At 58.8% G+C, this 14,930-nt stretch carries 10 protein-coding genes; all 10 read right to left on the bottom strand.

Features of this window, described 5'->3' with window-relative positions; all coding sequences use genetic code 11:
- Positions 1-5 precede the first annotated feature (5 nt).
- Positions 6-2,195 carry a beta-galactosidase trimerization domain-containing protein gene (locus B1C80_RS06660; protein ID WP_077920288.1) on the bottom strand — a complete coding sequence of 730 codons (2,190 nt, stop codon included), beginning with the start codon at positions 2,193-2,195 and terminating at the stop codon, positions 6-8.
- 15 nt (positions 2,196-2,210) lie between these two features.
- A complete protein-coding gene (locus B1C80_RS06655) occupies positions 2,211-2,882 on the bottom strand; it encodes a hypothetical protein (protein WP_077920287.1) in 672 nt (223 codons plus the stop codon).
- A gap of 23 nt (positions 2,883-2,905) precedes the next feature.
- Positions 2,906-4,534 (bottom strand): RagB/SusD family nutrient uptake outer membrane protein, encoded by a 1,629-nt coding sequence (locus tag B1C80_RS06650; RefSeq protein WP_077920286.1) that lies wholly within the window; start codon positions 4,532-4,534, stop codon positions 2,906-2,908.
- 19 nt (positions 4,535-4,553) lie between these two features.
- The gene (locus B1C80_RS06645) at positions 4,554-8,027 is read right to left on the bottom strand and encodes a TonB-dependent receptor (RefSeq protein ID WP_077920285.1); all 3,474 of its coding nucleotides are present in this window, start codon (positions 8,025-8,027) and stop codon (positions 4,554-4,556) included.
- Positions 8,028-8,067: 40 nt separating this feature from the next.
- On the bottom strand, positions 8,068-9,129 hold the full coding sequence (locus B1C80_RS06640; RefSeq protein WP_077920284.1) for a FecR domain-containing protein: 1,062 nt from the start codon (positions 9,127-9,129) through the stop codon (positions 8,068-8,070).
- 79 nt (positions 9,130-9,208) lie between these two features.
- On the bottom strand, positions 9,209-9,775 hold the full coding sequence (locus tag B1C80_RS06635; RefSeq protein ID WP_161492721.1) for an RNA polymerase sigma-70 factor: 567 nt from the start codon (positions 9,773-9,775) through the stop codon (positions 9,209-9,211).
- Between the two features lie 225 nt (positions 9,776-10,000).
- Positions 10,001-11,272, bottom strand: a complete 1,272-nt coding sequence (locus B1C80_RS06630; protein WP_077920282.1) for a replication-associated recombination protein A — start codon at positions 11,270-11,272, stop codon at positions 10,001-10,003.
- Positions 11,273-11,378: 106 nt separating this feature from the next.
- Positions 11,379-11,978, bottom strand: coding sequence for an RNA polymerase sigma factor (locus B1C80_RS06625; protein WP_077920281.1), 600 nt, complete (start codon positions 11,976-11,978; stop codon positions 11,379-11,381).
- 107 nt (positions 11,979-12,085) lie between these two features.
- A complete protein-coding gene (gene ade, locus B1C80_RS06620) occupies positions 12,086-13,729 on the bottom strand; it encodes an adenine deaminase (RefSeq protein ID WP_077920280.1) in 1,644 nt (547 codons plus the stop codon).
- Between the two features lie 3 nt (positions 13,730-13,732).
- Positions 13,733-14,896, bottom strand: a complete 1,164-nt coding sequence (locus B1C80_RS06615) for an acyltransferase family protein (RefSeq protein WP_077920510.1) — start codon at positions 14,894-14,896, stop codon at positions 13,733-13,735.
- Positions 14,897-14,930 lie beyond the last annotated feature (34 nt).

The following is a 14,930-nucleotide window of genomic DNA, read 5'->3' as shown; positions in this document are numbered from 1 at the left end:
TCGTATCAGCGGATGGCCCGTATCCATCGGCCACTGTTGGCGTCGAGCGGAACAGGGCGGTTCAGGTCGAGTGGTTCATTCGTCAGGGCGTCCACAACCGCTTTGTACCGGATCGCACCCGTTGTCAGGGAAGCCGTGCGGGCCGGACCATCGTTGATAAAAAAGTAATGGTCGGCTGCGGGTGCCGCCAGCCGGTACACAATGGCATCAGTGCAGCGGTAGGGCGGCTGGTTGGTGCCCAGAACCTGGCTGATCAACTGGTTCTCTGCCGCTGCCTGTCCCGGCCTGAAGCACATCCGGGCGGCCTCGTAGCCCAGCACCACGGCTGTTCCGCGGCCGGCTGTTTGTTCGGTAATGGCGGGCTGGCCATCGTCAAATCGGCTCACGACGCGGGCCGTTGTCGGTTGCAGCGTAGCAATCATCCCGGAAACAGGCGTGGCGCCAAGCCGGCACGTCCGGTTGACTCCCGACCCCTGATAGTCGCGGATGGTAACCCCGGTCAACTGCTCAAATTCGCTCCCCGCCTTCGTGGGCAGCAGCGCGGTAAATTCATCATAATACCCCGACGGTACATCCATCACCAACCGGCCGCCCTGCCTGACGTATTCACCCAGCTGCCGGACCAAGTCGCGGCTGAGGCTGACCTGGGCCGGTACGTAGAGAACCCGGTAACGGCCACCCAGCCCTTTGGCCAGGTCGGGCGTCGTGACGTATTCGAACGGGATATTGGCGTTGATGAGCGCCCGGCTGATGCCGACTCTGGCCTGCATCGGCCGTAGCCGAAATTCTTCCCGGCCCGACTCGCTCATGGCGGCCCAGGTGGCTTCGTTATGCCAGTCGTAGAGTACGCCCACAATCGGTTCTTTGTGGGCGGCCCACAGCTCGTCGCGGTAGCGGTTGGCTGCCTGTCCAATCTGCCCCATCCGGACGGCGCGGGCGGTTACCTGGTTGTGCCGGTCGAGCAGGGCGTACTCGCCGGCTTCCCAGCCAGCTGTGCGGGCGTTCCAGGCCCAGGCACCCCAGCCCCGGAAGCCAGCCGCAATCTGGCTCAGCAGAAACTGGGTAATCGTGCCCTCGTCAACGGTAAAGTCGGCTCCACCCCGGCCACCGCTGAACTGCTGCGGCCCACCGGTCGACTCCCAGGTAGCGGCCCAGCCCCCCTTGAAGAAGTCGTTGGCCAGCGAGGCCTGCATGTAGAATGGCCGAACGAGTTCATAGTTGACTTCGCCGTAATGCCAGGCAAAATGGATGGAGGGGTAAAACGAACCGTACCGGGTCATCAGATCCGCCACGCGTTCGAGGTCTACGCCATACCACGCCAGCGGATGAAACAGGCCTATTTCGCCCCCGCCCCTGAATACGGCGCTGGAGTCGAAGGCGCGGAAGCGTTCGCAGGTTTGCCGGATGCTTTCGAGGCTGTGTTCTACCTTGAAGTCCAGAATATCATGCAGGTGCCGGTATTCTTTGTTGCCCAGCTGGCCGTAGCGCTTCTCGAAATCATCCCAGGAAGCAAACGGATCGCCTTCGCCGGGTTGTAGCCCCGCATGGTTCTGATTCCAGACCTGGTTCAGCCGCTCAATGGTGCCGTACTGCTGCCGTACCCACTGCCTGAACAGCTGTTTGCCGCGATCGGTCAGGTCGAATCCGCGCCCGCCCAGTTCCGGTTCGTAGGCTACACTACGGTCTTTCAACGGCTTTCCCGTAGCTTTCATCAGCGCATCGCTTTTCAGGATACGCTGGCGTAACAGCTCCTGCTGGTAAGCCAGCATGCGCGGGTGCTGCCGAACCTCGGCCATGGGCGTACTGACGGGAATGTCGAGGGTTTTGAGCAGCGCCGGGGTGATGGATTGCCAGCCCCCTTCGCCATACCACCAGGGAATGATCCCTTCCTCGAGCGCAATCAGCTGAACCTGCTCGATGGTCCAGCCCGGTACGGTCATGATCTGCTTGAGGGCGTTGAATCCCAGTTGTTTCATGGTGCGGAAATGGGCCCGCATCTCGGTTTCGCCTTCGCCGGGCTGCTGCACATAAACCGCCCCAATGGGCATGGGGGCAATGGTTCGGTATTTGGTTTGTGCCGGCGACGCGTGCAGCCGGTCGTATAGCCGATGCAGGAACGGATCGTCTGCCGGCCGGGGCTGCGCCATGGCGCCGACACTCAGTAAACTCCAAAGCCAGAAAAAACGGGTACGCATGCAGAAAACGCCGGGCTATTGTTTGGTGAAGGTTGCGGTAATCAGGCCCACTCGACCCGCCCAGGTTGTATTGAGGTTCTGGCTGGCCGGGGTAATGGCTACCTGGGGCAGGTTATTGATATTTCCCGTTGTCTGGAAGCTAATGACCAGCCGGTTGCCGCTTACTTCACGAATGGTAAGCGGATAGTTGGGATAGCTGGTATAGCTGTAGGCGGGTTGGTTCTGGGCGTTGGGCAGCACCGTTCCGTGGAAAACGAAATCATAATTCCAGCGGGTCAGGGTTCCACGCGTGTACGTCGGTCGGGCCACGCGCAGTACCCCGGCCCCGTTGTCGGCTCCAGTGGTCAGGAAGAAATTACCCTGCTGGCGAAGGCCCCGGTTGCGGGTAAAGAACGTGTCGATGCGGGCCGTTGCTACGGTGCCGATGTACAGGGTGTCGGTAAACGGCATAATCACGTTGGGTCGGGTCGCTACCAGCAGCGGAGCCGTAGCGGGGGTTATGGTAATGGTCGTGTCGCGCTGGTTCGGAATGAGTCCAACCTGGTATTTGATCTGAAGCTGATTGGGCAGCCAGACCCCGCGTAGCTGTGTTTTAAGGGCATCGTCGCCCGGCCTGAGGTTGGGTAAGGCATCGTCCTGGCAGGCCGCCAGCGTTACGATCGTCAGCAAGAGAAGCAGTGCTTTCATGAAGAGTACCGGGTTAAGTTCGTTTAGTCATTTTGTACCATCAGCGGGTTCCGGTCCAGCACGGTCTGGGGCACCACGAATACGGTGAAGCGGCTGTTCCACGGAACGGGCTGACAGCCGGCAACGGTGCAGTCGACCGAGCCGGGCGAAAGGGTTCGGTCAGCCGGATCGACGGATTCTTTCCGGCGCTTGAGGTCATGAATCCGCTGGCCTTCGGCGAAGAGCTCGCGTACCATCTCCGTCCTGATATCGGCTAGCAGATCGGTTGGGGCGGTAGCCAGGGCGGGTAATCCGGCCCGCACCCGGACGGCGTTCAGGTCGGCCAGTGCGGCTGCGGTATTGCCTTTGCGCGCATTCATCTCGGCCCGCATCAGGATAAACTCAGCCGACCGGTAAAGAACTACGTTAGTGTTAACCCCCTGAGCCGCACCCAGGTTGGTGGTGCCCTGAACGCCCCACTTTCGCGGAAACCACAGGCGGTTAGGGCTATTCCAGAGGGTAGCCGGAGTGCTGGCCTGACTGGTGTCGATCAGGGTTCGGTAGCGCAGGTCGCGGGTCCGGTCAAAGCTGGCCAGGGTTTTGAATCGCTGACTCAGGCGCAGGTTAGGCCCGCTGGTGAGCGTGTTGACGTTGGCCAGCTGCGCCGTCGTATAGGGCGATTGCAGTACGTAATGGGTTCGGATGGGGGCGCTGTTAGTGGTTTGTACGTTACGACCTGCCACGTTGACCAGCTCAAAAATAACTTCGTCGCGGCTGGCGGCATTGGTCGTTGGGGTGATGCCCGTACGTTGAAAAAGACTGGTCAGCATCTGATTGCCGGCTACGAGCGGAAACCGGTAATTCGTGCCTGAACCCAGGAGCCGGTTGCAAACGGCCAGGCAGCTGTCCACGTTGTCCTGCTGAAAATAGACGCGCGCCAGCAGCGCCTGAGCAGCATGTTTATTGGCGCGGGGCTGGTAGTCGGGCAGGTGGCGGGCCGGGTCGTAGCTATCGGGAAGCAGCCGCTCGGCCAGTCGCAGGTCCGTCAGTACGGAGTCGTAACCCGCCTTCACACTGAGCCGGGGAAACGACAAGTCGCCAAATTCTGACAGCGACCGGTACGACGCAATGGGGCCGGGGTGGCTGTTGTCGGGCGTATAACCCCAGGGGTACGCAATCAGCCGCATCTGCTCGAATACGCACATGGCCCGGATGAAGCGCGCTTCTCCCTCGAGCCGGTTGCGTTGCTGGGTAATATCGAGCCGGGGGTTGCTCTCGTTGGGAGTCTGTACCTGACCGCTCCGCAAAATCTCCAGCACGTTGTTGGCGTTGTTGAGCCCAAACGTACTCCACTGTAAAAATTCGGCCTGAAACCCGTAATCTTCCTCGCGGTGGGTCCAGGTATAGACCCGCGACGACCGGCCGGGACTGGTGCGGTAGTTCGTGTTGTTCACCGTCACCAGATCGGCAAAGGTTTCGCCAATGATCAGCGCGTTTCCGCCAAAGGCGACGTTGCGGGCAATACCGGCATAGGCGCCGGTCATCAGAATATCCAGCTCCTGAACCGTTCTGACATTCTGCGCCTGAATCAGTTGTTTGGAAGAGACCTCATCCAGGTACTTTTCGCAGCCAGCCAGCGCCAACAGGACAAATAGGGAGAGTATATATTTCATAGTGGTAGCGTTCAGTGGGTTAGAAACCGACGTTAAGTCCGATCTGATAGGTTTTTACCTGCGGTAAATCGTTGCTGGTCAGGCCGGGGGAGAGGTTGGCATTGGCCCCGTCGGCCCCACCGTTCCGGAATACTTCGGGGTCCCAGCCCGGGAATTTGGTGACGGTAAACAGATTCTGGCCCGTCAGCGTAACCCGGAGGCTGCGAAGCTTCAGTTTGCGGGCGGTTTCGGGAGAGAGACTATAGCCGATCTGTACGTTCTTGAGTCGCCCGAAGGAGCCGTTGTGCAGGAACCGGGTCGATTCGGCTCCCCGCATGTTCGACGCCCACTGCAGCCGGTCCAGCGCGGTATTGTCGCCCTGACGAATGGCCTGCTGTACGTTGCCGATGCCCGGAATCGTCTGGCGCAGCACCTGACCCGTGAACGGGTAGCTCTGGGCGCGTTCGCCCTGGTCATAAATCCAGTTGCCAACTTGAAAATAGATCAACGCACTCAGGTCGAACTGCCCGATCTGTACCGTGTTGGTCAGGCCGCCAAAGAACGTCGGGTAGGGCGTACGGTTCTCGAGAATGAACTGGTTGACCCCTGCCTGGTTGTTGATCGTGCCGTCCCAGAGGTTACCCGTCCGAACGGTCTGGCCCGTATTGGCAAAGACCGACCGATCGCGTTCGTAGAATAGCTCGTTGCCCGTTACGGGGTCGAAACCCGCAAACTGGGCCATATAGTAGTTGCCCAGCGGATAACCCGGGGTGGCAATGTTGGGGCCGTTTACCAGCTGCGAGGGGAAGTTCAGGAAAGGCGCGTCGTAGGTGCTCAACACCCGGTTCTCGTTGCGGGCAATGTTGAAGTCGGTCGACCAGCGGAAGTTTTTCCGTTCGATGTTGCGCGAGCTGATGCTGAACTCAACGCCCCGGTTCCGGACCGAGCCGAGGTTGATGGTCATGACGTTGTTGATGGTGCCAGCCAGTGGCCCGAGCGAATAATCGAGGAGCAGCCCATCCGATATTTTGTTGTAATAGTCGATCGTACCGGTCAGGCGATTGCCCAGAATCCGGAAGTCGGCACCGAGGTCCAGCTGACGGGTCGACTCCCAGCCCAGGGAGCGGTTGCCGGGGCTGGTGAACTGCCCACCCTGCACCCCGCCGTAAATAGCCGCGTTGTAGCCGACGTAGGTGAAGACCTTCTGCCAGGAGAAATTACCGATTTCGGCATTGCCCGTCAGCCCGTAGCTGGCGCGGAGTTTCAGGAAGTTGATGACCGATGCGTTCCGTAAAAACTCCTCGTCGCTGATGATCCAGCCTACCGAAGCGCCGGGGAAAGTGGCCCATCGATTACCCGGTCCGAAGCGGCTCGACCCGTCGGTTCGGGCGCTGACCTCGACCAGATACCGGTCGCGAAAGGCGTAGTTCAGGCGGCCGAAGTAGGAGACGAAGCGGAACGAGATTTCGTTGTCGTACACGACCGAGCGGGCCGTATCCAGCCCCCGTATCGCTCCCTCCGGCACGTTCTCCGTAATGTAGGTGGCATTGTCGGAGCGGGTGCTTTGCAGGTTGTTACCGGCCAGAACCGTGAGCCGGTGCTCTTTGCCCAGTACACGGGTGTAGCTGACAAGGTTATTCAGGTTGAACGTTCGGTTGGCAATGACGCGGTTTTCGGCGCGGCCGTTTCCACCCCGTTCGGCACCCACAATCCCCGTTGGATACAGGGTCTGGTTCTGAAGAACATCGGCACGGGTACGCTGGTAGTCATAGCCGGCTTCGGTCCGGATGCTCAGGCCGGGCAGGGGTTTGATGTCCAGGAAACCGGTGTTGGTACTGCGAAACGTTCTGGCTACATCCGTGTAGTTGTTGCGGAAAAAGACGGGGTTGGTGCCCAGGCTGATGGTGTTGTTGGTACCGTTGGCAATCCCGTTGAAGAACGAGCCGTCGGGCAGTTGCACCGGGTAAGCTGGCAACGCTCCGCCCAGCGCATACCGGAACGAGTTGTTGATGGGGACGTTGTTGGTCTCGATACCATTGGCCGACAGGTTGACGCCCATCGACAGGAACCGGGCGGGTGTGTAGGTGATGTTAGCCCGGCCGCTGACCCGCTGAAACGACTGCCCAACCAGGATGCCGTCTTCACCCCGGTACGAACCGCTCACGTAGGCCGACAGCTTGTTGGTGCCGGCGCTTACCCCCAGCGTAGCCTGCCTGAATCGCCCCTGGCGCAGTACCTGATCCAGCCAGTTGGTTTGTGTGTTGTAAAGCGTAGTCGAGTCGACCAGCCGCGGGTCCAGGGCCGGAGCCAGGGTGCCGCGCAGAATCCCCGTGGGCAGCAGGCTGACCAGGTTGGTCGATTGGGGGTTGAGCCCGGCCCGCACGTTGTTGCGGGCCGACCGCTTCAGAATATTCAGGTGGTCGGCTCCGTTATCGACCAGGTCGATGCGGTTGGTCGCCGTGTTGACGCCTTCCTGATAGCTGATATCGAACCGCGGCTTTCCTTTCTTTCCTTTTTTGGTGGTAATCAGCAGGACACCATTGGCGGCTCTGGACCCGAACAGCACCGACGCCGACGCATCTTTCAGAATTTCCATGCTTTCGATGTCGTCCGGGTTGATCTCGGATAAGGGGTTCATGGCTACCCCCCCGGCCCCGAAGGCACCGGTCAGAATGGGTACACCGTCTACCACAATCAGTGGCTGCGAGTTGGAGTTGATCGAGGCTACCCCCCGAACATTGATGCGTACCGCTCCGCCGGGCGTTCCGCCGGCCTGCGTGATCTGTACGCCCGGAGTGCGGCCCTGCAGGGCTACGTCGGGGCTGACGGCGGTACTCAGCCGGATGTCGGCGGCCTTGACCGATGCAAAAGAGCCGGTCAGGTCGCGGGTGCGTTGCTCACCGAAAGCCACCACCTGCACTTCATTCAGCGATCGCTCGTCGGCCACCAACTGCACGGCCAGGTTTGTCTGGCGGCCGGCCGCTACTTCCTGCGGGGCATACCCGACATAGCTGAAGACAAGGGTGACCGACTGCTCGGGCAGGCTGAGTCGATAATTGCCCTGGCTGTCGGTTGTCGTACCCCGGTTTGTGCCTTTGATGGTGACGTTTACGCCGGGTAGCCCTTCGCCGGTTTTGGCATCGGTTACCTGACCGCTAATCACCCGGTCGGCATTGGAAAGAATGATCTGATGGCCAACAATCTGGTAGGCAACGCGCAACGGGCTCAGCAGCGACGTCAGCACGGCATGTAGTGGCTGCCGAACCGCCACAAGGGAGGGCCTGAGCTGCCGGAAGAGTTCGTTGCTGTACACAAAGGTGTAGGCGGTCTGCTGCTCGAGATCGCGTAAAATCAGGTCGAGGGTTCGGCCTTCCGAGGCTACCGTTACCGTGGTGGCGTCGGCGGGCCGCTTCTGCGACATGACGGCACTGGTACTGGCTACATCCTGCGCCAATAGGGTCGGCCCAATGCCCAGCGAAACCAGTAACAGGCAGCGGGTAGAGAGGTTTTTCATTGATTGGATGGTTTTAAGGAACAGGAATGGGGGCGGTGGATTATTCACTATCGCAGCCGGGGCCTTTGATGGTTACCTGCGACGGTGTCAATTCATACTGAAACCGGTTGGTCATCGAAATCAGGGTCATGACTTCCTGAAGGCTCTGGTTCTGGAACGTGCCCGTCAGCGGACACTGTCGCAGCGACTCCCGTTCGAGGGTTACCGGGGTGCCGTACCAGCGTTCGAGCGTTTTGGCTACCTCGCCCATTGGCGTGTTTCGGAAGACAAGCTTTGATTCGGTCCAGGCAATCTGGTTCGTGGCTACCGTTGGCTGGGTTGCCACCGACTGCCGCGTTAGCGACTGAATAGCTTTCAGGTTGGGGGTCAGGAAGAGCGTGTCCGGTGTCGGTGGGGCAGCGCCGGGGCTGGTCCGGGGACGACGAACGGGTTTGTTGGGTACAAACGCCACCCGCCCAGTTACTACCGACGTCTCAACCGTACTATCGCCCGGGTAGGCCCGGATGTTGAACGAGGTGCCCAGCACCCGTACCGATCCTGTAGCGAGCCGGACCACGAAAGGCTGGTTTGGATTATGGGCTACCCTGAAAAACGCTTCCCCTTCCAGCGATACCTCGCGCAAGTTGCCGGTAAACGATTTCGGATAGCGCAGGTGGCTGTCGGCGTTGAGCCATACCGTTGTTCCGTCGGCCAGCCGGATCTGCGATCGGGTGCCTTTCGGATTGGCCTGCTCGAGCAGCGCCGTGGTGCTGGCGGGGTTGGTCAGCCGGGTCCAGCCCAGAAAGCCGAGCAGGAGTATGACAGCCGCAGCCGCAGCCCAGCTCAGCCACGATCGCGAGGGCCAGAGCGGCCGAACGCGTTGAGCCGACAGGGCTTCTTCGGCCTCGATCCGTTGCTGTAGCCGCTCATAAGCGGCCGCTACCTCCGTCCGATCGGCGGATGGCGTGGCGTTGGGTGTCTGCCAGAATTGGTACAGCTGATGGATGACAGGCTGCTGCTCGGGATGGGCCGCCAGCCAGCGCGCCAGCTGCTGGCGTTCCTCGTCCGTAGCTTCGTTGGCCAATACTCTGCCTACCAGGGTCCAGTCTATAGAGTCGTGCATTGCTTTCGGGTTTCAAAAGCAATGACAGTGTTTGCTGACCGATCCCGTAAAGGACGCGTGAAAATTTTTAGATTTTTTTTTACGATTCCAATAGCGGACCCAGAGCAGCGGCTATTTTACGGAGGGCGATGCTGATCTGAGTTTCGACGGTTCGGGGCGAAATGGCCAGTAAATCAGCAACTTCCCTGTACGAAAAGCCCTGTTCTTTTACGAGTTGAAAAATCAGATGGCACTGGGGCGGCAGCGCATCTACAGCGGCCTGAATGGTACGCTGCATATCGACTAGCTCGAGCGCCTGTTGCGGATTATCGTCAGTACCAACCGTATCGGCTACCGCTGTGCCGTCGACAGACGTAAATGCCGGATTCCCTTTTCGCTGGAGGTAGTTCAGGCAATGGTTGCGCGTTGCCGAAAACAGGTAGGCCCGGAAGTTGAGTATAACCAGGATCGTAGCCCGAATCTGCCATATTTTCAGGAAGACATCCTGCACGATCTCCTCGGCCGTTTCGCGAACCTTGACGTAAAACAGGGCAAACCGGATCAGCTCGGGATAGAATAGCTCAAACAGCAGCCGGAAGGCCCGGTGGTCATCGTGCCGGGCAATCCGAACAAGCCATTCTTTTACGTCGTCAGCTACGTCTTTCACGAATACAGTCTCCGGTTTGGGGTGAGTTCGTAAAATCGGGTATGCCCCGGCTGTTTACTCGCTGCTTCGTTCCCGCTTTACACACCTGGTCAGCTCGTCGGTTTCCGGTGGTCTGGTGAACAGGTAAACACTATGTGTATTTATACTCAGTTCAACAGGGAAACCACGAAAGGGAAGAAAGCGTAAGAAGCTGATTTACTACCCTGATAAAAAAGTAGGGAGATCCTAATAGCCGTACCAGTCGCTCCACCATTTCTGCAAACTTCGCCGTATTTCGGCTTCGCGCGCGTTGTGCCCGGGTTCGTACAGTTTATGCCCCCGGAGGTCGTCGGGCAGGAAATTCTGCTGCACGAAATTTCCCTCGTGGGCGTGGGCGTATTGATAGTCTTTGCCATAGCCAATCTGTTTCATGAGGTTGGTTGGGGCGTTGCGCAGGTGGAGCGGTACGGGCAGGTGGGCCGTCTGTTCGGCCAGGGCAATGGCGGCATCGATGGCTACATAACTGGCGTTGCTTTTGGGCGATGTGGCCAGGTAAACGGCGACCTGGCTGAGTACAATCCGGCCTTCGGGCATACCAATGGCTTTGATGGCCTGTACCGCTTCCGACGCCATGATCAGAGCTGTTGGATTGGCATTGCCAATATCTTCGGCGGCCAGGATGAGCATTCGGCGGGCGATAAAAACCGGATCTTCACCCGCCACGATCATACGGGCCATCCAGTACAGGGCCGCGTTGGGGTCTGACCCGCGCAGCGATTTTATAAACGCCGAAATGATATCGTAATGCTGTTCGCCAGATTTGTCGTAGCGGGCAATATTCTGCTGGGCCACCGCCGTTACCCCCTCATCGGTCAGCACCAGCGGGTCGGCCGATACATGCGCCGAAGCCACCAGTTCGAGCAGGTTCAGCAGCTTCCGGCCGTCGCCCCCCGACAAACGCAGCAGCGCATCGTACGACTCAATGGTAATCTGTCTGGACCGTAGAAACGCGTCCTGGGCGATGGCCCGGTCAACGAGCTGGATCAGTTCGTCGCGGCTGAGCGGCTCCAGGATGTACACCTGCGACCGCGATAGCAGCGCCCCGTTCACTTCGAACGAGGGGTTTTCGGTGGTGGCCCCAATCAGCGTAATCTGGCCTTTTTCGACTGCACCGAGCAGCGCGTCCTGCTGGCCTTTGTTGAAGCGATGAATCTCGTCGATAAACACCACCGGCGGGAACATGCCCGACGGGCGGCTGAGTACGTCACGAATTTCCTTAACCCCCGAGTTGATAGCACTGAGGGCGATGAAGGGTCGCTTTACGGCTTCGGCCAGCAGCAGGGCCAGGGTCGTTTTGCCGACGCCGGGTGGCCCCCAGAGGATCATGGAAGGTAAGCGGCCAGCCTCTACCGCCCGGCGCAGGGCTCCGCCCGGGCCTATCAGTTTTCGCTGCCCGATCACGTCATCGAGGGTACGCGGACGAACCCGTTCGGGGAGGGGCGTTGAGTCAGTATTCATCCGGCAAAATTACGCAAAGTCGGTGGGTGGTACGTTATCCGGGCGGGCAACAAAAAACCGGCGGCTCGAGAGCCGCCGGTCAGGGTCGGGTTAGGAGTAGTCGGGTTTATAAAGACACATTTTCGGGCGTTACATACCGCTTGAGGTTGCTCATAGCGCCGAAAATCAAGTTGTAAACAGATTGGATGTTGATTTGCATGAGGGCCGATATTTCTTCGTTACTCATGTTTTGGAAGTAGCGGAGGTGAACCGCTTCCCGCTGCCGACGGGGGAGTTTATCCAGCGCCTGGTGCAGGCATTCGTTCATGTATGAATCCTCTTCATGGGCAATAAGCAGGTTTTCGTGCGATGGATCAGCACCGGAGAGCATGTCGCCAACGCGCCGGCCGTTTGTCACTTCATCCTGACTAACCAGTTTCTGCTCTGCCGTCAGATGACGGACCAGCTTACGTTTGATGGAAGCCATCAGGTAAAACCGAACTGAGGTTGTTGGGCCAATCGTGGTGCGATGCTTCCAGAGCTCAACAAATAGGTCGTGAATACAATCTTTAATCAGAGCCCGGTCAGTTGCGAAGTGAGCACAATAGTGGTACAACGTCTGCACGTAGTTCTGATACAGGCGGGCGAAGGCGTTTTCATCACCTGCGCGGAACTGATTCCAGAGGGTTTCGTCGTCGGGACCTGTTTTTGTACGGGAACGAGCCATGAGCGGTTAGGCGGGTTGGTAGGAATTGATAAGGGTCTTGAGGTCTGTAAACATATTGATAATTAATTGAATTAAAAAAGGTGTGTTAATAAAATTTTTTTGTGGGACTATTTAACAATTTGTAGGCTGGTCATCTGGAACTGCTCTCCGCTGAAGAGACCCCTGTCGCTGAGTTTCAGGTTAGGAATGACCAGCAGGGCCATAAAGGATAAAGTCATATAGGGTGCAGACAGGGTACTGCCAAGTTCTGTCTTGGCAAACCGGTCAAGATTGCTGTACTGGGTGGCAACCTGGTAGCCATCGGTGTCGGTCATTAACCCCGCTACGGGCAGGGCCAGTACTGATTCCTGCCCCGACGACGACCCGCTGACCGCACTCAGCCCACCCCTGGCTTCGATGACCAGGTTGATAGCCCGGCAGAGACTGGCATCATCGCAGCCGACGGCGGTGATATTGTGGGAGTCGTGCCCGACCGATGAGGCAATGGCGCCGTGCTTCAGCCCGAAATTGCGGATGAAGGCTACCGCCGGGGGTACGTTCTGGTAGCGGTTTACAACCACCAGTTTGAGCAGGTCCCGGCCAGTGTCCGGTACAATCAGCCCGTTTTCCAGCGTTGGTTCGATGTGCAGCTCGTTGGTGATGAGCTGACCGTCCAGGGCTTCGATGACCCGCATCGGAACTCCTGCCTGACCGCTGACCTGAAACTCGTCTGCCTGTTTGGGCGAGCAGTTGAACTGATTGACCCACTCGCTGCGGAGATCCGGTATGAATGACTGCCCGGTTTCGGCAACTACCGTACCGTTGATAACGGTTTGCCGAACGATGAATCGCTCCAGGTCATCGACTACGATATAATCGGCCGGGTCGCCTTCGCGTAACAGGCCCACCGGTAGGCGGTAGTGGAGTACAGGATTAAGGCAGGCTGCCCGCAGCACATGCCAGCGATCATGACCGGCGGCCAGCGCCCGTACCACCAGCTGGTTGATATGCCCTTCGGCGAGGGTGTCGGGGTGCTTGTCGTCCGAGCAGAACATAATCTGCTTCGGGAAATCGGCCAGCAACGGTATCAGGGCATCGAAATTGCGGGCTGCGCTACCCTCCCGAATCAATATATGAAGACCCCGACGGGCTTTGTCGAGCCCTTCTTCATAGGTAAAACATTCATGGTCGGTGCTGATGCCTGCGTCGATATAGCGCTGGGCGTCAGGCCCCGTGAGCCCCGGTGCGTGCCCGTCAATGGGTTTGTTAAAGGCTTTGGCCAGCGCTATCTTGGCCATGACGTCGGCGTCTTCGTGCAACACGCCCGGGTAGTTCATCATCTCGGCCAGGTACCCGATCTCTTTCAGGCCCAACAGGTAGCGCACATCCCGAACGCCGATGGTAGCACCGGCGGTTTCGAAGGTTGTGGCCGGTACGCAGGAGGGCGCGCCAAACATGAATTTAAACGGAACCCGACGGGCTTCGGCCAGCATGTATTCTACGCCGGCTACGCCCAGTACGTTACCAATTTCGTGCGGATCGGATACGGTGGCTACGGTGCCGTGCACAACGGCCAGCCGGGCAAACTGAGGGGGTGTTAGCAGCGAGCTTTCAACGTGGACATGCGCATCGACAAAACCGGGCAGCACATAGGGTTCGCCAGGACGTTCAGGGCCGAGTCGGTCGATGCGGGCAATACGCCCATTTTCGAAGGTGAGGGTTCCGTAATAAATAGTCTGGTCAAAAAGATTCAGCAGATTGGCCGTGATCATAAATCAGATGCGTATAAACAGATGGCGGGCATACATCCAGCGTAGCATACTATAGAAAATAGCCAGGGTGGTGGCTCCAACCAGCAGTGGCTCATACGCAGCCCCGAATAGCTGAAACGGTTGATGTCCCAGATGAATGTAAAGCGAATTGATGATGAAGCGATCGATCAGATGGACCAGGCAGTAGATGGCAATGGAGTTCATACCGACAACGACAAACGGAAAGGTCCAGCGCCGGGCCGTTGGCTGCCAGCGTCCCTGCCCATCGACCAGGGCGTAGAAAAGGGCGAGCAGCCAGCAGCACCAGCCTCCGCTGAACAACACCCAGGCGGGTGTCCAGATACGCTTAACGACCGGGCAAATACCGAGCCAGTGCAGGACCAAACCTGCCAGTATACCTGTCAGGCCGGCCGCCAGTAGCCGCGTCAGGAGCTGGCGCCGGGTCACACCCGACCGTATCCATCGACCCGTCTGTAGCCCCAGTATCATGGTAGCGAGGGTAGGTATGAAGCTCAGGGTGGCATAGCCACCGCCGTTGAACACAAAAGGACGCTCGCGGGGGAAGAGGTTTAAGAACCAGGTGTCGAACGCCCAGGCCAGATTACTGTTTTTGTTGAAATGAGCCATAAGCCCGCTGTAGTGCTCGGGCCAGTTGGCCGGAACCCCAACGGCGGCATAGTCAAAAGCCGGACCGGGGAGGGGGTAACGAACAAAAGCAAACCAGTACCCGACCAGCACGGCGCCAAAAGTAATCCAGCCGGTTCGCGAAGAGGCCGCGCCGAGCAGAAACAGAAAGGGGTAGCCCAGCCCAATCTGCGTCAGCGTATCCTCAAAGGTGAAGTTGGTTTGCTCGGCATGAACCGAACGGAGAAAAATACCGAGCAGAATCAGGATCAGCGACCGCCGGAAAGCGTGTCCTGCCTGAGCCGGAAACGACTGCCCCTGCGTAACCCGCGCGGCCATCGAGTACGGTAAGGCTACGCCCACCAGAAACGAAAACGAAGGCTGTATAAGGTCGTGCAGCGAGCAGCCCGCCCACTCCACATGACTCTGGTGGTAAGCCAGAAAAGACCAGAAGCGACTAGCCGAAAAACTCTCCTGCAACCGATGAAACTGCAGGAGTTCGGCCGCCATCAGGGTCATAACGAACCCCCTATACGCATCCATCGACATGAGCCGGCTGGCCCGGGGCTGGTCGGTG

The sequence above is a fragment of the Spirosoma sp. 209 genome, from assembly GCF_002006735.1.
GTDB lineage: Bacteria > Bacteroidota > Bacteroidia > Cytophagales > Spirosomataceae > Spirosoma > Spirosoma sordidisoli.
This window is presented reverse-complemented; position numbering and strand designations above follow the sequence as displayed.

Bases quoted from the DNA above. Each gene is read 5' to 3' on its own strand.
- B1C80_RS06655 (WP_077920287.1), bottom strand. From the start codon at position 2,882: ATGAAAGCACTGCTTCTCTTGCTGACGATCGTAACGCTGGCGGCCTGC.
- B1C80_RS06640 (WP_077920284.1), bottom strand. From the start codon at position 9,129: ATGCACGACTCTATAGACTGGACCCTGGTAGGCAGAGTATTGGCCAAC.
- B1C80_RS06660 (WP_077920288.1), bottom strand. From the start codon at position 2,195: ATGCGTACCCGTTTTTTCTGGCTTTGGAGTTTACTGAGTGTCGGCGCC.
- B1C80_RS06615 (WP_077920510.1), bottom strand. From the start codon at position 14,896: ATGGATGCGTATAGGGGGTTCGTTATGACCCTGATGGCGGCCGAACTC.
- B1C80_RS06650 (WP_077920286.1), bottom strand. From the start codon at position 4,534: ATGAAATATATACTCTCCCTATTTGTCCTGTTGGCGCTGGCTGGCTGC.
- ade (WP_077920280.1), bottom strand. From the start codon at position 13,729: ATGATCACGGCCAATCTGCTGAATCTTTTTGACCAGACTATTTATTAC.
- B1C80_RS06645 (WP_077920285.1), bottom strand. From the start codon at position 8,027: ATGAAAAACCTCTCTACCCGCTGCCTGTTACTGGTTTCGCTGGGCATT.
- B1C80_RS06625 (WP_077920281.1), bottom strand. From the start codon at position 11,978: ATGGCTCGTTCCCGTACAAAAACAGGTCCCGACGACGAAACCCTCTGG.
- B1C80_RS06630 (WP_077920282.1), bottom strand. From the start codon at position 11,272: ATGAATACTGACTCAACGCCCCTCCCCGAACGGGTTCGTCCGCGTACC.